At 69.3% G+C, this 15,235-nt stretch carries 14 protein-coding genes; 12 read left to right on the top strand and 2 right to left on the bottom strand.

Annotated features, from left to right (window positions below; all coding sequences use genetic code 11):
- Positions 1–10: 10 nt before the first annotated feature.
- Together AC1XX3_RS03855 and AC1XX3_RS03850 are read right to left on the bottom strand one after the other, a co-directional pair.
- Positions 11–997: a phosphotransferase family protein gene (locus AC1XX3_RS03855; protein WP_483319750.1), complete on the bottom strand. Its 987-nt coding sequence runs from the start codon at positions 995–997 to the stop codon at positions 11–13.
- A 20-nt stretch (positions 998–1,017) separates the two neighbouring features.
- On the bottom strand, positions 1,018–2,565 hold the full coding sequence (locus AC1XX3_RS03850; RefSeq protein ID WP_483319749.1) for a molybdopterin-dependent oxidoreductase: 1,548 nt from the start codon (positions 2,563–2,565) through the stop codon (positions 1,018–1,020).
- A 98-nt stretch (positions 2,566–2,663) separates the two neighbouring features.
- On the opposite strand from AC1XX3_RS03850, the gene AC1XX3_RS03845 reads away from it, so the two are divergent.
- The 12 genes from AC1XX3_RS03845 to nuoK all read left to right on the top strand — a co-directional run bounded on the left by AC1XX3_RS03845 (position 2,664) and on the right by nuoK (position 15,232).
- Positions 2,664–3,917: an isochorismate synthase gene (locus AC1XX3_RS03845; RefSeq protein WP_483319748.1), complete on the top strand. Its 1,254-nt coding sequence runs from the start codon at positions 2,664–2,666 to the stop codon at positions 3,915–3,917.
- A 302-nt stretch (positions 3,918–4,219) separates the two neighbouring features.
- Positions 4,220–4,579, top strand: a complete 360-nt coding sequence (locus AC1XX3_RS03840; RefSeq protein ID WP_483319747.1) for an NADH-quinone oxidoreductase subunit A — start codon at positions 4,220–4,222, stop codon at positions 4,577–4,579.
- 51 nt (positions 4,580–4,630) lie between these two features.
- Positions 4,631–5,185: a NuoB/complex I 20 kDa subunit family protein gene (locus AC1XX3_RS03835; protein WP_483319746.1), complete on the top strand. Its 555-nt coding sequence runs from the start codon at positions 4,631–4,633 to the stop codon at positions 5,183–5,185.
- Between the two features lie 89 nt (positions 5,186–5,274).
- On the top strand, positions 5,275–6,090 hold the full coding sequence (locus tag AC1XX3_RS03830) for an NADH-quinone oxidoreductase subunit C (protein ID WP_483320209.1): 816 nt from the start codon (positions 5,275–5,277) through the stop codon (positions 6,088–6,090).
- Positions 6,090–7,460 carry an NADH-quinone oxidoreductase subunit D gene (locus AC1XX3_RS03825; protein WP_483319745.1) on the top strand — a complete coding sequence of 457 codons (1,371 nt, stop codon included), beginning with the start codon at positions 6,090–6,092 and terminating at the stop codon, positions 7,458–7,460. Before AC1XX3_RS03830 ends, AC1XX3_RS03825 begins: the two co-directional genes overlap by 1 nt.
- A complete protein-coding gene (gene nuoE, locus AC1XX3_RS03820; RefSeq protein WP_483319744.1) occupies positions 7,457–8,320 on the top strand; it encodes an NADH-quinone oxidoreductase subunit NuoE in 864 nt (287 codons plus the stop codon). Before AC1XX3_RS03825 ends, nuoE begins: the two co-directional genes overlap by 4 nt.
- Complete coding sequence (nuoF, locus tag AC1XX3_RS03815; RefSeq protein ID WP_483319743.1) at positions 8,317–9,642, top strand: NADH-quinone oxidoreductase subunit NuoF; 1,326 nt, start codon at positions 8,317–8,319, stop codon at positions 9,640–9,642. The genes nuoE and nuoF overlap by 4 nt, the downstream gene beginning before the upstream one ends.
- Positions 9,639–12,161 (top strand): NADH-quinone oxidoreductase subunit G, encoded by a 2,523-nt coding sequence (locus AC1XX3_RS03810; RefSeq protein WP_483319742.1) that lies wholly within the window; start codon positions 9,639–9,641, stop codon positions 12,159–12,161. Before nuoF ends, AC1XX3_RS03810 begins: the two co-directional genes overlap by 4 nt.
- The gene (gene nuoH / locus AC1XX3_RS03805; RefSeq protein ID WP_483319741.1) at positions 12,158–13,528 is read left to right on the top strand and encodes an NADH-quinone oxidoreductase subunit NuoH; all 1,371 of its coding nucleotides are present in this window, start codon (positions 12,158–12,160) and stop codon (positions 13,526–13,528) included. The genes AC1XX3_RS03810 and nuoH overlap by 4 nt, the downstream gene beginning before the upstream one ends.
- Entirely contained in the window at positions 13,528–14,103 is a 576-nt protein-coding gene (nuoI, locus tag AC1XX3_RS03800; RefSeq protein ID WP_483319740.1) for an NADH-quinone oxidoreductase subunit NuoI, read from the top strand. The genes nuoH and nuoI overlap by 1 nt, the downstream gene beginning before the upstream one ends.
- On the top strand, positions 14,100–14,939 hold the full coding sequence (locus AC1XX3_RS03795; protein WP_483319739.1) for an NADH-quinone oxidoreductase subunit J: 840 nt from the start codon (positions 14,100–14,102) through the stop codon (positions 14,937–14,939). Before nuoI ends, AC1XX3_RS03795 begins: the two co-directional genes overlap by 4 nt.
- On the top strand, positions 14,936–15,232 hold the full coding sequence (gene nuoK / locus AC1XX3_RS03790; protein ID WP_483319738.1) for an NADH-quinone oxidoreductase subunit NuoK: 297 nt from the start codon (positions 14,936–14,938) through the stop codon (positions 15,230–15,232). Before AC1XX3_RS03795 ends, nuoK begins: the two co-directional genes overlap by 4 nt.
- Positions 15,233–15,235 lie beyond the last annotated feature (3 nt).

Raw genomic sequence — 15,235 nt, 5'->3', positions numbered from 1 at the left:
TGACAGCAGATCAGGCGGCGATCACCGGCCAACCGCGGCGTCGGCTGAGCCAGTCCCGGCTCGCGGCGGCGTACCAGCGCTGCAGTCGGCGCAGGTAAGGGGAGTTGTCGACCTCCGGCGTGGCGCCGGCGGTGGCGAAATAGCCGAGCAGGGTCGCCAGGGCGGCGTCGATGACCTCGGGGTCCACGCCGTCGGTCAGCGGCGAGGCGGCCAACCGAGCCTCGGCGTCCAAGCCGTCGCCGTGCATGGAGATGAGCACGGTGAGCGTGTCGAACCAGGCCGGGCCGATGGCGGGGAAGTTCCAGTCGCACACCCACACGCCACCCTGGGCGTCGAGGATCACGTTGTCGTCGCGCAGGTCGGCATGCACCAGGCTGCTGCCCTGGAGATGCGACGTCTCCGCGGCCAGGGCGGCCGCCTGCACCCCGTGCCCGCCGAGGAAGCCCTGCTCCAGCAGGAGCGACCACCGTTCGGCGTTGTCGGCGAACTCGTCGGCGAGCGGGTGCCAACCCGGCCCGGGCGGCGCGGGCGTCAGGACGCGGCTGATCGCCTCGACCGTGGTCAGCACGGCGCTGGCCTCCGCGTCCACCCAGGGACGGTGCGGTGGTCGGCCGGCCACGTCGACGAAGAACAGCACCACCCAGGTGGTGGTGTCGATGGTCTCGTCGAGTACGCCGTGCAGATGCGGGGCGGGCACCTCCGCCGGCAGCCGGCGGAACTTCACCGCCTCGTCCCGGTAGGACGCCGTCAGCCACGGATGCTCGAGCGAGGCCGCCTTGACGAAGTGCCGTCCACCGTCGGCCAACCGGAGCCGGGACGCGAACCCCGGGGTGTAGCCGCTGCCCTGGCTGACGGCCGCGACCACCGGCGAGCCGAGGTACTGCTCGATCCGCCGGCGGACCGCCGCCGGCAGCGCCGACCACTCCGGCCGTTGCGCCGTGGCGGCGGGCGGCAGGGTCAGCGGTATCGGTGGACGATCGCGGGGCAGGGCCGGCATGGCCCCATCGTGGCAGCGACCTATTCCACGGTGAACTGGATTTCGTGCCAGCCGCGCGCGCCGGACGGAAACACCTTGGTTCGCTGCTCGGGCTGGGTCGCACCGGTCAGGTCGGTGGCGCGGACCTGGGCGGCGTGCCGCCCGGCCGGGCCGTCATAGACGAAGGTCCACTGCCGCCACAGATCGATACCGGCGTCGGCGGCCAGGGTGGCCCGCTGCCAGTCACCCCCGTCGATCCGGATCTCGACCTTCTCGATGCCGCGGTGCTGTGCCCAGGCGACCCCGGCGAGCACCGGCTTGTCCCGGCTCAGTGTGCCGAGCGATGCGGGAACGTCGATCCGGCTCTGGGTCAGGATCGGGGCGTCGGTGGCCCACTTCCGCTCGGTCCAGTACGCGGTCCGCTCGGCGTAGCTGGTGAACTCGATCCGCTCCAGCCACTTGGTGGCGGAGACGAAGCCGAAGAGACCGGGCACCAGCATCCGGGCCGGGAAGCCGTTCTTGTCGGGCAGCACCTCGCCGTTCATGCCGACCACGATCATCGCGTCGCGGCCGTCGCTCACCGCCTGGAACGGGGTGGAGCAGGTGTAGCCGCTGTCGGAGGAGTAGGAGAAGACCTGGTCCACCCCACCCCGGACGCCGACGCGGGAGATGATCTCGCGAAACGGCACACCCAGCCAGGTCGCGGTGCCGACGTAGGGCCCGCCCACCTCGTTGGAGACGCAGGTGAGGGTGATGGTGCGCTCGATCATCGGCAGGGCGAGGAGGTCGTCGTAGGTCAGGGTGAGCGGGCGGTCGACCATCCCGTCGATGGTCAGGGTCCAGCCGCTGACGTCCACCCGCGGAGTCACCAGCGCGATGTCGACCCGGTAGAAGTCGTTGATCGGGGTCACGAAGGGCGTCATGTCCTGCACCTGCGCGCCGGCCGGGACCGGTGCCGCCGGCGAGGCCGGCGCGGGCAGCCCGAGGGCGCGGCGGGCCGCGGAGGTGGCCTGCCGGGCGCGGTCGAGCAGGATGCCACCACCGCTCCCGGCTGCGGCGACAGCGGCCGCGGCGCCCAGACCGATCAGGAACCGGCGCCGGGTGGGTCGGCCGGAGGCCGGCGGTGGGTGGCGGATGGCGCCGAGCCGGGTCAGCACCACAAGGGTGAGGATGCCGACCACACCGGCGACCAACGACGGGATCCCGTCCACCGCTCCACCGCGGGCAACCGCCGCCATCAGGCCGGCCACGCCGAGCAGCGAGATGCCGACCAGGGCGACAGTGGGGAACCGCCAGGCGATCAGTCCGAGCCCTGCCGCGAACAGCAGCAGCACCAACCCGATGGAAGCGACCAATACCGGCTTGTCGTACGTGCCGAGGGTACGGATCGCGAGCTCCTTGGCCGGGGTCGGCGCCGCGTCGATCACCGTCGAGCCGACGGCCAGCAGCGGAGACGCCACCGGGTTGATCAGGATCGCGGTGCCGTGACCCACGCCGACAGCTGCCAGCGCCGCCAGCACGCCGGCCAGCACTCGCCAGCCCGCTGGAGGGGCGGTGCTGGTGGGCGTCGCGGTCGCGAGATGACTCATGTCACTTCTTCGACACCGCGGCCGCTGTGGTTTGGCCCCGGGCCGATCCCATGCCGGTGGGCGCCAGGCTCTGTCGGGGCCGCACTAGGCTGGCCGGTGTGAGCACGCCCGACCCGGTGGCACCGCAGCTGGTGGCGCGAACTGTCCCGATCGACGACCCGGGGCCGCTGCTGGCGCTGGCGCCGCGCGACGACGCGTACGTCTGGCTGCGTCAGGGCGACGGCATGGTCGGCTGGGGCGAGGCGGTCCGGCACAAGCCCACCTCGGTGACCGAGGCGGCACAGTGGTGGGCAGACCTCGTTGCGACGGTCGAGGTGCACTCCGACTACGACGACCCGCCGGTCGGATCCGGGCTGATCGCCTTCGGCAGCTTCGTCTTCGACCCCGACAACACGGCCGCCCAGTCCACGCTGGTCGTCCCGGAGACCGTGGTGGGGCGCCGCGACGGGCGTACCTGGCTGACGCGGATCGGCTGTGACCTCGACGAGCTCGCACCGCTCAGCCCGACCCCCGCCCCCGAGCCTCCGCGTAACGTCAGCTACGCGGACGGAGATCTCAGCGGTCCGGAGTGGGAGGCGGTGGTGGCCGAGGCCGTCGACCGGATCGGCCACCAGGGGCTGGACAAGGTGGTGCTGGCGCGGAAGCTGTTGGCCTTCGCCGACAACGAGATCGACCCCCGGTGGCTGGCCGACCGGCTCTCCCGGGAATACACCCGTTGCTGGACCTACCTGGTGGACGGTCTGGTCGGAGCGACCCCGGAGATGCTGATCCGTCGCCAGAACGGACTGGCCACCTCCCGGGTACTGGCCGGCACGATCCGCCGCTCCGGGAACGGGCAGGCCGACCTGGCACTGGCGGCGTCGCTGTCCCAGTCGAGCAAGGACCTCGAGGAGCACGAGTACGCCGTCCGCTCGGTGGCGCGGGCGCTGGCGCCGTTCTGCTCGGGAATGAACGTCCCCGACGCCCCGTACGTGCTGGAGCTGCCCAACGTCTTGCACCTGGCCACCGACGTCACCGCCGTGGCCGACCCGCGCGCCAGCTCACTGGCACTGGCCGCCGCCCTGCACCCCAGCGCCGCCGTCTGCGGTACGCCCACCGATCTGGCCCGGGCCACCATCGCCGAGCTGGAGAAGCTGGACCGTGAGCGCTACGCCGGGCCGGTGGGCTGGATCGATGCCGCCGGCGACGGCGAGTGGGCGATCGCGCTGCGCTGCGGACAGGTGTCGGCCACCGACCCGTGCTCCATCGAGCTGTTCGCCGGCTGCGGGATCGTCGCCGGATCCGACCCCGAGGCGGAGCTGGCCGAGTCCAACGCCAAGCTCGTTCCGATGCGAGATGCCCTCGGCCTCTAGCGCGACGCCCTCCGCGGGCAATTACGCAACTTCCGGTGTGCGTAATTGATCATGACATCCCTTGCAGGATTGGGAATCCGACCGCTGGACATGCCGCGAGGGGTGGGTGTTGAACGCAAACGGATAGTCGTAGACTGCGTGCGAGATCGTGAACAGTTTCACGAGCGTCACCCCGATCACCGGGTGGCCCTCGTGGATCAGCTGCCATCGAACCAGGTAGGAGAGGCTATGTCAGCCAGGGCCGGAGCCCACTCTGGAGACCTGCTGTCCGCTCGCGGACCCCGGCGTGGGGGGTGGCGGGCATGAGTCCCTACCTGCCGATCGTGATCTTGCTGGGCATCGCGTCCGCATTCGTCGCGCTCACCATCGTGACCAGCATGCTGGTCGGACCGGGCCGCTACAACCGCGCCAAGTACGACTCCTACGAGTGCGGCATCGAGCCGACCCCGCAGCCGGTGGGTGGTGGCCGGTTCCCGGTGAAGTACTACATCACGGCGATGCTCTTCATCGTCTTCGACATCGAGATCGTCTTCCTCTACCCGTGGGCGGTTTCCTTCGACCAGATGGGGACGTTCGCCCTGGTCGAGATGGTGCTGTTCATCGCGACTGTCTTCGTCGCCTACTTCTACGTGCTGCGTCGCGGAGGACTGGAATGGGACTGACCCGCCGCCACCGCGTCGCCTGTCGCACCGAACCGAGAGGGGCCCACTGATATGGGTGCAGAAGAGAAGCTTCCGACCGGGGTCCTGCTGACCACCGTCGAGGGACTGTTCGGCTACATGCGGAGCGCGTCGTTCTGGCCGGCGACCTTCGGATTGGCCTGTTGTGCCATCGAGATGATGACCTACGGCGCTCCACGCTACGACTCCGGCCGCTGGGGCCAGGAGGTCTTCCGGGCGTCCCCGCGTCAGGCCGACCTGATGATCGTCGCGGGTCGGGTGAGCCAGAAGATGGCACCGGTCCTGCGGCAGATCTACGACCAGATGGCCAACCCGAAGTGGGTGCTGGCGATGGGTGTCTGTGCCTCGTCGGGAGGCATGTTCAACAACTACGCGATCGTCCAGGGCGTCGACCACGTCGTCCCGGTCGACATCTACCTGCCGGGCTGCCCGCCGCGCCCGGAGATGTTGATCGATGCGATGTTCAAGCTGCGGGAGAAGGTGGCGCACAGACCGATCGGGCTCAACGAGGTTGCGGCCAACACCGAGCGCGAGCAGATCCAGCTCAACGCCCCGGCGACGATCGAGATGAAGGGGCTGCTCCGGTGAGCGGGGACAACGACAAGCCATCGGGCGGGTCGGGGGACCGGACCGCAACCGGGGAGCCGATCAACGCCGAGTCGGACGCCAAGGCACGCATCAAGGGTGCGACCGCAGAGGGTGAGTCGGCCCCCGACGCCGGTACCCGCGCCGGGTCGGCCACCGGCGCCGAGCCGGCCGTCGCCTCGGACCAGAGCCAGGCCTCGGAGGCCAAGACCGAGACGGGTGAGAACGCGGTCGCCCATGCCGGCCAGGACCCGGCCGGGCCCGAGGTGATCGAGGTCCGCAAGGGCATGTTCGGTGTCCGGGGGACCGGCGACACCTCCGGGTACGGCGGACTGAGCCGGACGATCGAGTTCCCGGCGCCCAGCGACCAGCCGTTCGGTGGCTGGTGGGACCAGGTCTACGACCGTATCGGCGCACTGCTGCCCAACTACGGTGACGTGATCACCAAGGTGGTCGTGCATCGTGGGGAGATCACCTTCCACGTGGCCCGGCAGCACCTGTCGACGCTGGTCCGCCACCTGCGCGACGACGCCCACCTGCGGTTCGAGTTCTGCAGCTCGGTGTCGGGGGTGCACTACCCGGCCGACACCGACCGTGAGCTGCACGTCATCTATCACCTGCAGTCGATGACCTACAACCGCCGGATCCGGCTCGAGGTGAGTGTCTCCGAGCACGACCCGCACCTCCCGTCGGTGGTGGCTACCTATCCCACCGCCGACTGGCACGAGCGCGAGACCTACGACATGTTCGGGATCGTGTTCGACAACCACCCAGCTCTCACCCGGATCATGATGCCGGACGACTGGCCTGGTCACCCGCAGCGCAAGGACTATCCCCTTGGTGGCGTGCCCGTGGAATACAAGGGCGCCACCGTTCCGCCACCTGATCAGCGGAGGAGCTACAACTGATGACCACCTTCACAGCCGGGGGCGCCAGCTCCGGAGCAGCAGAGGACCCGTACGGCGCAGCCGCAGACGCGGCGGAGGGTCGGGTCTACACGGTGACCGGTCAGGACTGGGACTCGATCGTGGCCGAGCACGCCGAGCGGGGCGACGAGCGGATCGTGGTCAACATGGGACCGCAGCACCCGTCCACCCACGGCGTGCTCCGGCTCATCCTCGAGATGGAGGGCGAGACCGTCCATGAGGCCCGGTGCGGCATCGGCTATCTGCACACCGGCATCGAGAAGAACATGGAGTTCCGCAACTGGACCCAGGGCGTCACCTTCTGCACCCGGATGGACTACCTGGCCCCGCTGCACAACGAGACGACCTACGCCCTGGGGGTGGAGCGACTCCTCGACATCGAGGACCAGATCCCCGAGAAGGCCAGCGTTCTCCGGGTGATGATGATGGAGCTGAACCGGATCTCCTCGCACCTGGTCTGCATCGCCACCGGTGGCATGGAGATCGGCGCGCTGACCGTGATGACCATCGGCTTCCGCGAGCGGGAGAAGGTGCTCGATGTCTTCGAGCTAATCACCGGTCTGCGGATGAACCATGCGTACATCCGTCCCGGCGGGGTGGCCAACGACCTGCCCGACGGCGCGCTGGACAGTGTCCGTGACATGGTCAGCTGGATGAAGAAGCATCTGCCCGAGTACGCCGCATTCTGCAACGAGAACCCGATCTTCAAGGGCCGGCTGCAAGGCGTCGGCCACCTGGACCTGGCCGGCTGTCTGGCGCTGGGGATCACCGGCCCGCCGCTGCGGGCCACCGGCTATGACTGGGACCTGCGCAAGAAGCAGCCCTACTGCGGCTACGAGACGTATGACTTCGAGGTCCAGACCTGGGACACCCCCGACGCGTACGGCCGGTTCCGGATCCGGCTGAACGAGATGTGGGAGAGCCTCAAGATCGTCGAGCAGTGTGTCGACCGGCTGGAGAAGATGACCGGCGACCCGGTCATGGTCGCCGACCCCAAGGTCGCCTGGCCGGCGCAGCTGTCGATCGGCTCGGACGGGATGGGCAACTCCAACGAGCACATCAAGCACATCATGGGCGAGTCGATGGAGGCGCTGATCCATCACTTCAAGCTGGTCACCGAGGGGTTCCGGGTGCCGGCCGGTCAGGCGTACGTCCCGATCGAGAGCCCGCGCGGCGAGCTCGGTGCGCACCTCGTCTCCGACGGCGGGACCAAGCCGTTCCGGGCGCACTTCCGCGACCCGAGCTTTGTGAATCTGCAGGCCATGCCCGCGCTGTGCGAGGGTGCGATGGTGTCCGACGTGGTGGTGGCAGTCGCCTCGCTGGATCCGGTGATGGGTGGGGTGGACCGATGACCAACGAGCCACAGGGAAGTCCCGAGCGGGAGGCCACGGCGAAGATCGAGCCGCAGGCGCACGCCCGCGCCGGCCACGCCGGCGGCGACACCGGCAGTGACACCGGCAGCAACGAGCTGATCGGGCACGGTCACTTTCCCACCCACTTCGACGAGCCGAGCCTGGACTATTCGACGGTGGAGACCGCCATCACCGCGCAGACGCTGGAAGAGATGCGCTCCATCGCAGCCCGCTATCCCCAGCCGCGCAGCGCGCTGCTGCCGATGCTGCACCTGGTGCAGAGCGTCGAAGGGCGGGTGACCCCGGCCGGGATCGAGGCGTGCGCGCAGATCCTGCAGCTCACGCCGGCCGAGGTCAGCGGCGTCGCCACCTTCTACACGATGTACAAGCGGCGTCCGGTGGGGGACTACCACGTCGGGGTCTGCACCACCGCGCTCTGCGCGATCATGGGCGGCGACGAGGTGTACTCCGCGCTGCAGGACCACCTCGGGATCGGCAACGACGAGACCACGGCGGACGGCACGATCACCCTGGAGCACCTGGAGTGCAACGCGGCATGCGACTACGCCCCGGTGATGATGGTCAACTGGGAGTTCTTCGACAACACCACCCCGGACTCCGCCGTGGCCGTCGTTGACGCGCTGCGAGCCGGCGAAGAGGTCACCGCGACCCGCGGTGCCCGGGTCTGCACCTGGAAGCAGGCCGAGCGGGTGCTCGCCGGCTTCCCCGACAACCGGGCCGATGAGGGACCGACCTCGGGTCCGGCGTCGCAGCTGGGGCTGCGGATCGCCGCCGAGAACGGCTGGGCCGCTCCGCCGGCCCCGGCCGACGGCGCCGCTGAAAGCGAGGAGGACAAGTGACCGACACCCTGACCCCGGTGCTCACCGCCAACTGGGGCGACGAGCGCGCGTGGAAGATCGTCAACTACGAGCGCGGCGGCGGCTACTCGGCGCTGCGCAAGGCCCTGCAGATGGCTCCGGCCGACGTGGTCACGCTGGTCAAGGACTCGGGTCTGCGTGGCCGCGGCGGCGCCGGCTTCCCGACCGGGATGAAGTGGAGCTTCATCCCGCAGGACAACCCGAAGCCGAAATATCTGGTGGTCAACGCCGACGAGTCGGAGCCGGGCACCTGCAAGGACATCCCCTTGATGATGGCCAGCCCGCACACCCTGGTCGAGGGGGTGATCATCTCCGCCTACGCCATCCGCGCCAACTACGCGTTCATCTACGTCCGCGGCGAGGTGCTGCACGTGGTGCGCCGGGTGCAGCAGGCCGTCCGCGAGGCGTACTCGGCCGGCTATCTCGGCAAGAACGTGCTCGGTACCGGCTACGACCTGGAGGTCGTGGTGCACGCCGGCGCCGGGGCGTACATCTGTGGCGAGGAGACGGCGCTGCTCGACTCGCTGGAGGGACGCCGCGGCCAACCCCGGCTCCGGCCGCCGTTCCCTGCCGTGGCGGGTCTCTACGCCAGCCCGACAGTGATCAACAACGTCGAGTCGATCTCATCGGTGCCGTCCATCCTGCGCAACGGCGCCGAGTGGTTCTCCTCGATGGGCACCGAGAAGTCGAAGGGCATGACGATCTATTCGCTGTCCGGCCATGTGAAGCAGCCAGGTCAGTTCGAGGCGCCACTCGGCATCACGCTGCGCCAGCTGCTCGAGCTGGCCGGCGGCATCCGGGACGGACATTCGCTGAAGTTCTGGACGCCCGGCGGCTCCTCCACCCCGATCCTCACCCCCGAGCACCTCGACGTACCGCTGGACTACGAGGGGGTGGCGAGCGTGAAGTCGATGCTCGGCACCAAGGCGCTGCAGTGCTTCGATGACACCACCTCGGTGGTCCGCACGGTGCTGCGCTGGACCGAGTTCTACAAGCACGAGTCCTGCGGCAAGTGCACGCCGTGCCGCGAGGGGACCTGGTGGCTGGTCCAGATCCTCAAGCGGATGGAGGCCGGTCAGGGTCAAGACGGCGACATCGAGAAGCTGCTCGACCTGTGCGACAACATCTTGGGTCGTTCGTTCTGCGCCCTGGGCGACGGCGCCACGTCGCCGATCTCCTCGGCGATCAAGCACTTCCGTGACGAGTTCGAGGCCGCCATGCACACCCCGGCCTGGGAGCTCTTCCCCTACGAGCGGAGCACCACCTTCGTCCGGGCGACGTCCGGGTCAGGAGCCACACCATGACGGTCACCACGAACAGCCCTTCCGGGTCGCAGGGCACGGGTACGGCCAGCGGACAGAAGCCCGACGGGCCCAGCACGGCCGGCACCGACCTGGCGCCGGCGGAGGACCTGGTCACCCTGACGATCGACGACACCGAGGTGTCGGTGCCCAAGGGAACGCTGGTCATCCGTGCCGCCGAGCTGATCGGCGTGGCCATTCCGCGGTTCTGCGACCACCCGCTGCTGGACCCGGTCGGCGCCTGCCGGCAGTGCCTGGTCGAGGTGCCCGACGCGGGCAACGGCCGAGGGATGCCCAAGCCACAGGCCTCCTGCACCATCGAGGTCGCACCGGGCATGGTGATCAACACCCATGTGACGTCACCGGTGGCCGCCAAGGCCCAGCACGGTCAGATGGAGTTCCTGCTGATCAACCATCCGCTGGACTGCCCGATCTGCGACAAGGGCGGCGAGTGCCCGCTGCAGAACCAGGCGATGGCCTACGGCAACGACGAGTCGCGTTTCACCGACGTGAAGCGGACGTACCCCAAGCCGGTCAACATCTCCGCCCAGGTCCTGCTGGACCGGGAACGCTGCGTGCTGTGCGCCCGCTGCACCCGGTTCTCCGAGCAGGTGGCGGGCGACCCGTTCATCGCCCTGATCGAGCGCGGCGCGCTCCAGCAGGTCGGCATCTACGAACGTGAGCCGTTCCAGTCCTACTTCTCGGGCAACACCATCCAGATCTGCCCGGTCGGTGCGCTGACCAGTGCGGAGTACCGGTTCCGGTCGCGGCCGTTCGACCTGGTCTCCACCCCGTCGGTGTCGGAGCACGACTCCTGCGGGTCCGCGATCCGGGTTGACCACCGGCGTGGTCTGGTGCTGCGCCGCCTCGCCGGCGACGACCCCGAGGTCAACGAGGAGTGGATCACCGACAAGGACCGGTTCGCCTTCCGCTACGGACGCGGCGAGGACCGGTTGACCCGGCCGCTGGTCCGCGAGAACGGCGTGCTGCGGCCGGCATCGTGGCCCGAAGCGCTCGACGTCGCGGTGCAGGGTCTGGCCGCGGCCGGCAGCTCGGTCGGCGTCCTGACCGGTGGCCGGCTCACCGTGGAGGACGCCTACGGCTACGCCAAGTTCGCCCGTACCGTGCTGGGCACCAACAACATCGACTTCCGCTCCCGGCCGCACTCGGCCGAAGAGGCCGACTTCTTGGCGCACGCCGTCGCCGGTACCGGCCGCGGTGTGACCTACGCCGATGTCGAGCGCGCCTCCTCGGTGCTGATGGTCTGCTTCGAGCCGGAGGAAGAGGCCGGAGTGCTGTTCCTGCGGCTGCGCAAGGCGTTCCGCAAGAAGGGACTGCGCTCGTTCACCGTCGCGCCCTATCTCAGCAACGGTGCCCGCAAGGCCGGCAGCACGCTGGTCCCGGCGGTGCCGGGAGCCGAGGCCGAGGTGCTGGCTGCGCTGCCGAGCGAGGTTGTTCTCGACGCCGACTCGGTCATCCTGGTCGGCGAGCGGGCGGCGGAGTCCTCCGGCACCCTGTCGGCCCTGGTGACGCTCGCCGGGGAGACCGGCGCCCGGCTGGCCTGGGTGCCGCGCCGGGCCGGCGACCGTGGGGCGGTCGAGGCGGGCTGCCTGCCCAACCTGCTGCCCGGTGGCCGTCCGGTTGCCGACGCCTCGGCCCGGATCGACACCGCCACCACCTGGGGCGTGGACTCGGTCCCGGCGCTGGAGGGTCGCGACGCCGACGAGATGCTGCTCTCCGCCGAGGACGGCGAGCTGGCCGCCCTGGTCGTCGCCGGGGTCGACCCGCGCGACTTCTTGGACCCGGAGGCGGCCCTGGCCGGGCTGGAGTCCATCGGGTTCGTGGTCAGCCTGGAGACCCGCGCCTCGCTGGTCACCGAACGTGCCGACGTCGTGTTCCCGGTCTCCCTGATGGAGCAGCGGGCCGGGTCGTTCCTGACCTGGGAGGGCCGCGAACGCTCCTTCGACGTGGTCATCCGGACCGACAACTCGATGAGCGACCTGCGGGTGCTCGCCGCGCTGGCCGACGCGATGGGCGCCGACCTGGGCGTCCGGACACCGGCTCAGGCCCGCGCCGAGCTGGCCGAGCTGGGCCCGTGGGAGGGCACCCGCGCTCCGGCGCCGACCATCGGGGCGGGCGTACCGAGCGCCGCCGGTGACCACACAGCGGTGCTCGCGACCTGGCGCCTGGCGATCGACGACAGCCGGGCGGTGGACTATGAGTCTCCGCTGATGGCCACCGCGCGCCCACCGGTCGCCCGGATGTCGCCGCGCACCGCCGCCAACGCCGGGGTCAGCGACTGGGTGGTGGTCTCCAACGACCGCGGGGCCCTGACGCTGCCGGTGCAGATCGTGCCCGCGATGGTGGACGGGGTGGTGTGGGTGCCCACCCGCGCACCCGGCATGGCCGTGTCCGAGCACCTGGCCGCCGCTGCCGGCGACGTGGTGACGCTGGCCGCGGCCGGCGTCATCCCGGAGTCCAGCGGGAGTGCCGCCGACAACCGGAACGGAGCCCACGCATGAGCGCCCTGGCCACGATCCCGCTCGACCTGACCATCTTCGGTGCGGACCGGTGGTGGGTGGTCCTGATCAAGGCCGTCTTCGCCTTCGCCGTGCTGTTGGTGATGACCCTGTTCACCATCTGGTACGAGCGCCGCCTGGTCGGGATCATGCAGCACCGCAAGGGTCCGACCATGAACGGGCCCTTCGGTCTGCTGCAGTCGCTGGCCGACGGCATGAAGCTGATGTTCAAGGAGGACTTCACCCCGAAGGCCGCCGACCGCGTGGTGTTCATGCTGGCTCCGTTCATCACCGCCATCCCGGCCATCACCGCGTTCGCGGTCATCCCGATCGCCGGTGAGGTGCGGATCCCGTTCACCGACATCACCACGCCGCTACAGGTCACCGACCTGCCGGTGTCGGTGCTGTTCGTGCTGGCCATCGCGTCCATCGGCGTCTACGGCATCGTTCTCGCCGGCTGGTCGTCGGGCTCCACCTATGCGTTGCTCGGCGCGATTCGCTCCAGCGCCCAGGTGATCAGCTATGAGGTCGCGATGGGGCTCGCCCTGGTCGCCGTCTTCCTCTACGCGGGCTCGATGTCCACCTCCGAGATCGTGGCGGCTCAGGACCAGGTCGCCTACACCGAGATCTTCGGCCTCAATGTGCCACTGCCCAGCTGGTACGCCGTGGTGCTGTTCCCGGCGTTCGCGCTCTATCTGATCTCGATGGTGGGGGAGACCAACCGCGCCCCGTTCGACCTGCCCGAGGCCGAAGGCGAGCTGGTCGGCGGCTTCCACACCGAATACTCCTCGATGCGGTTCGCGATGTTCTTCATGGCCGAATACATGAACATGATCACGGTCTCGGCCCTGGCCACCACCTTGTTCCTCGGTGGCTACCACGCCCCGCTGCCGTTCAACCTGATCCCCGGCCTCGACTCCGGCTACTGGGGCATCCTGTGGTTCCTGCTGAAGGTCGTGCTGATGCTGTCGATCTTCGTCTGGCTGCGGGGCACGTTGCCGCGACTGCGCTACGACCAGTTCATGCGGTTCGGCTGGCGCTGGCTGATTCCGCTCTCGCTGGCCTACCTGGTGGTCATCGCGACCTTCCGGGTCGGCACCGCCGAGGGCTGGATCCAGTCGCGGACCTTCCTGGTGGGCGCCGGTGTCGTCTTCGTGGCGCTGCTGGCCCTCAGCTTCTTCGGCGGCAAGGAGGAGGTCGAGGAGGTCGACGACGAGCCGGCCGAGTTCGACGCCTTCGCCGGCGGCTATCCCGTACCACCGATGGGCGACCAGCGGCTGCCCGAGCTGGCGGGGGTGCTGACCGCTGAGGACGGCGACCTCACCGACACCGCACCGAGCAGGACGTCTGAGAACGGAGAGAGTTCCTGATGGGTTGGCTAGACCCGGTCGCCGGCTTCGGCGTCACGTTCAAGACCATGTTCCGCAAGACCTTCACCGAGGACTACCCCCTCAAGCCGAAGGTCACCGCACCGCGCTTCCACGGCCGTCACCAGCTCAACCGCTGGCCCGACGGACTGGAGAAGTGCGTCGGCTGTGAGCTCTGTGCCTGGGCCTGCCCGGCCGACGCGATCTACGTCGAGGGTGCCCAGAACACCGAGGAGGAGCGGTTCTCCCCGGGCGAGCGCTACGGCCGCGTCTACCAGATCAACTACCTGCGCTGCATTCTGTGCGGGCTGTGCATCGAGGCTTGCCCGACCCGGGCGCTGACCATGACCAACGAGTTCGAGCTGGCCGACGACAACCGAGCCGCGCTGATCTATGAGAAGTCGGATCTGCTGGGTCCGCTGCTGCCGGGGATGGAGCAGCCGCCGCACCCGCGGCGTCTCGGCGACGACGAGCAGACCTACTTCCTCGGGCTGCCCGCCAGCGGGCGCCCCGACGACCGGGCCGGCGACATCAGCGGCGTCGAACCGAAGAAGATCAACCAAGGGATCAAGCGATGACGACACTGGGGCTGATGCCCATGGTGACGGGCGCCTCGGTGGCGTTCTGGCTGCTGGCACCGGTGATGGTGCTGGCCGCACTGGGCATGGTGCTGTCCAAGAAGCCGGTGCACTCCGCACTCTGCCTGGCGACGGTGATGATCTCGCTGGCCGTGCAGTACGCGGCCCAGGACGCCCCCTTCCTGTTCGCCGTGCAGATCATCGTCTACACCGGCGCCATCTTGATGCTGTTCCTGTTCGTGCTGATGCTGGTCGGCGTCGACGCGGCGGACTCGCTGGTCGAGACGATCAAGGGCCAGCGCGCGATGGCTGCGGTGGCCGGTCTCGGCTTCGCCCTGCTGCTCGTCGCCGCCGTCGGCAATGCCGTGGTGGGCGACCCGATCGGGCTGGAGCGGGCCAACAGCGCTTATGGCGGCAACGTCCAGGGCCTGGCCGCTCTGCTGTTCAACCGCTACGTCTTCATCTTCGAGGCCACCTCGGCGCTGCTGATCACCGCCGCCCTAGGGGCGATGGTGCTGGCCCACCGCGAACGGCTGACCAAGCGGCGCACCCAGGCCGACCTGGTGTCGGAGCGGATGCAGCGCTACGCCGAGACCGGCGAGCACCCCGGCCCGCTGCCCACCCCGGGCGTCTTCGCCCGCCACAACGCGGTGGACACCCCGGCCCTGCTGCCCGACGGCACCATTGCCGAACGGTCGGTCTCCGCTACGCTGCGCAGCCGTGGCACCGTGGCTGACAGCCGCGAGCTGTCGCAGCCGGTGACCGACACCGTCGCCGCCATCACCCCCGGCTCGGAGGAGTCCGAGGGACTCGACCGGAAGGGGGATGCGCAATGACCGATCACTACATCATCTTGTCGGTGATCTTGTTCACCATCGGCGCGGTCGGGTTCCTGGTCCGCCGCAACGCCATCGTCGCCTTCATGTGTGTGGAGCTGATGCTGAATGCGTCGAACCTGGCGCTGGTGACGTTCTCGCGGATGTACGGCACCCTCGACGGCCAGATCGCCGCCTTCTTCGTCATGGTGGTGGCGGCCGCCGAGGTCGTGGTGGGGCTGGCGATCATCGTGACCATCTTCCGTACTCGACGCTCGGCATCGGTCGACGACGCCAACCTGCTGAAGTTCTGAGAG

The organism is Microlunatus sp. M237 (assembly GCF_056896895.1).
This window is presented reverse-complemented; position numbering and strand designations above follow the sequence as displayed.

Excerpts from the sequence above, each read along its gene's own strand:
- AC1XX3_RS03855 (WP_483319750.1), bottom strand. The coding sequence starts at position 997 with ATGCCGGCCCTGCCCCGCGATCGTCCACCGATACCGCTGACCCTGCCG.
- AC1XX3_RS03850 (WP_483319749.1), bottom strand. The coding sequence starts at position 2,565 with ATGAGTCATCTCGCGACCGCGACGCCCACCAGCACCGCCCCTCCAGCG.
- AC1XX3_RS03840 (WP_483319747.1), top strand. The coding sequence starts at position 4,220 with ATGAGTCCCTACCTGCCGATCGTGATCTTGCTGGGCATCGCGTCCGCA.
- AC1XX3_RS03835 (WP_483319746.1), top strand. The coding sequence starts at position 4,631 with ATGGGTGCAGAAGAGAAGCTTCCGACCGGGGTCCTGCTGACCACCGTC.
- AC1XX3_RS03825 (WP_483319745.1), top strand. The coding sequence starts at position 6,090 with ATGACCACCTTCACAGCCGGGGGCGCCAGCTCCGGAGCAGCAGAGGAC.
- nuoE (WP_483319744.1), top strand. The coding sequence starts at position 7,457 with ATGACCAACGAGCCACAGGGAAGTCCCGAGCGGGAGGCCACGGCGAAG.
- AC1XX3_RS03810 (WP_483319742.1), top strand. The coding sequence starts at position 9,639 with ATGACGGTCACCACGAACAGCCCTTCCGGGTCGCAGGGCACGGGTACG.
- nuoH (WP_483319741.1), top strand. The coding sequence starts at position 12,158 with ATGAGCGCCCTGGCCACGATCCCGCTCGACCTGACCATCTTCGGTGCG.
- nuoI (WP_483319740.1), top strand. The coding sequence starts at position 13,528 with ATGGGTTGGCTAGACCCGGTCGCCGGCTTCGGCGTCACGTTCAAGACC.
- AC1XX3_RS03795 (WP_483319739.1), top strand. The coding sequence starts at position 14,100 with ATGACGACACTGGGGCTGATGCCCATGGTGACGGGCGCCTCGGTGGCG.
- nuoK (WP_483319738.1), top strand. The coding sequence starts at position 14,936 with ATGACCGATCACTACATCATCTTGTCGGTGATCTTGTTCACCATCGGC.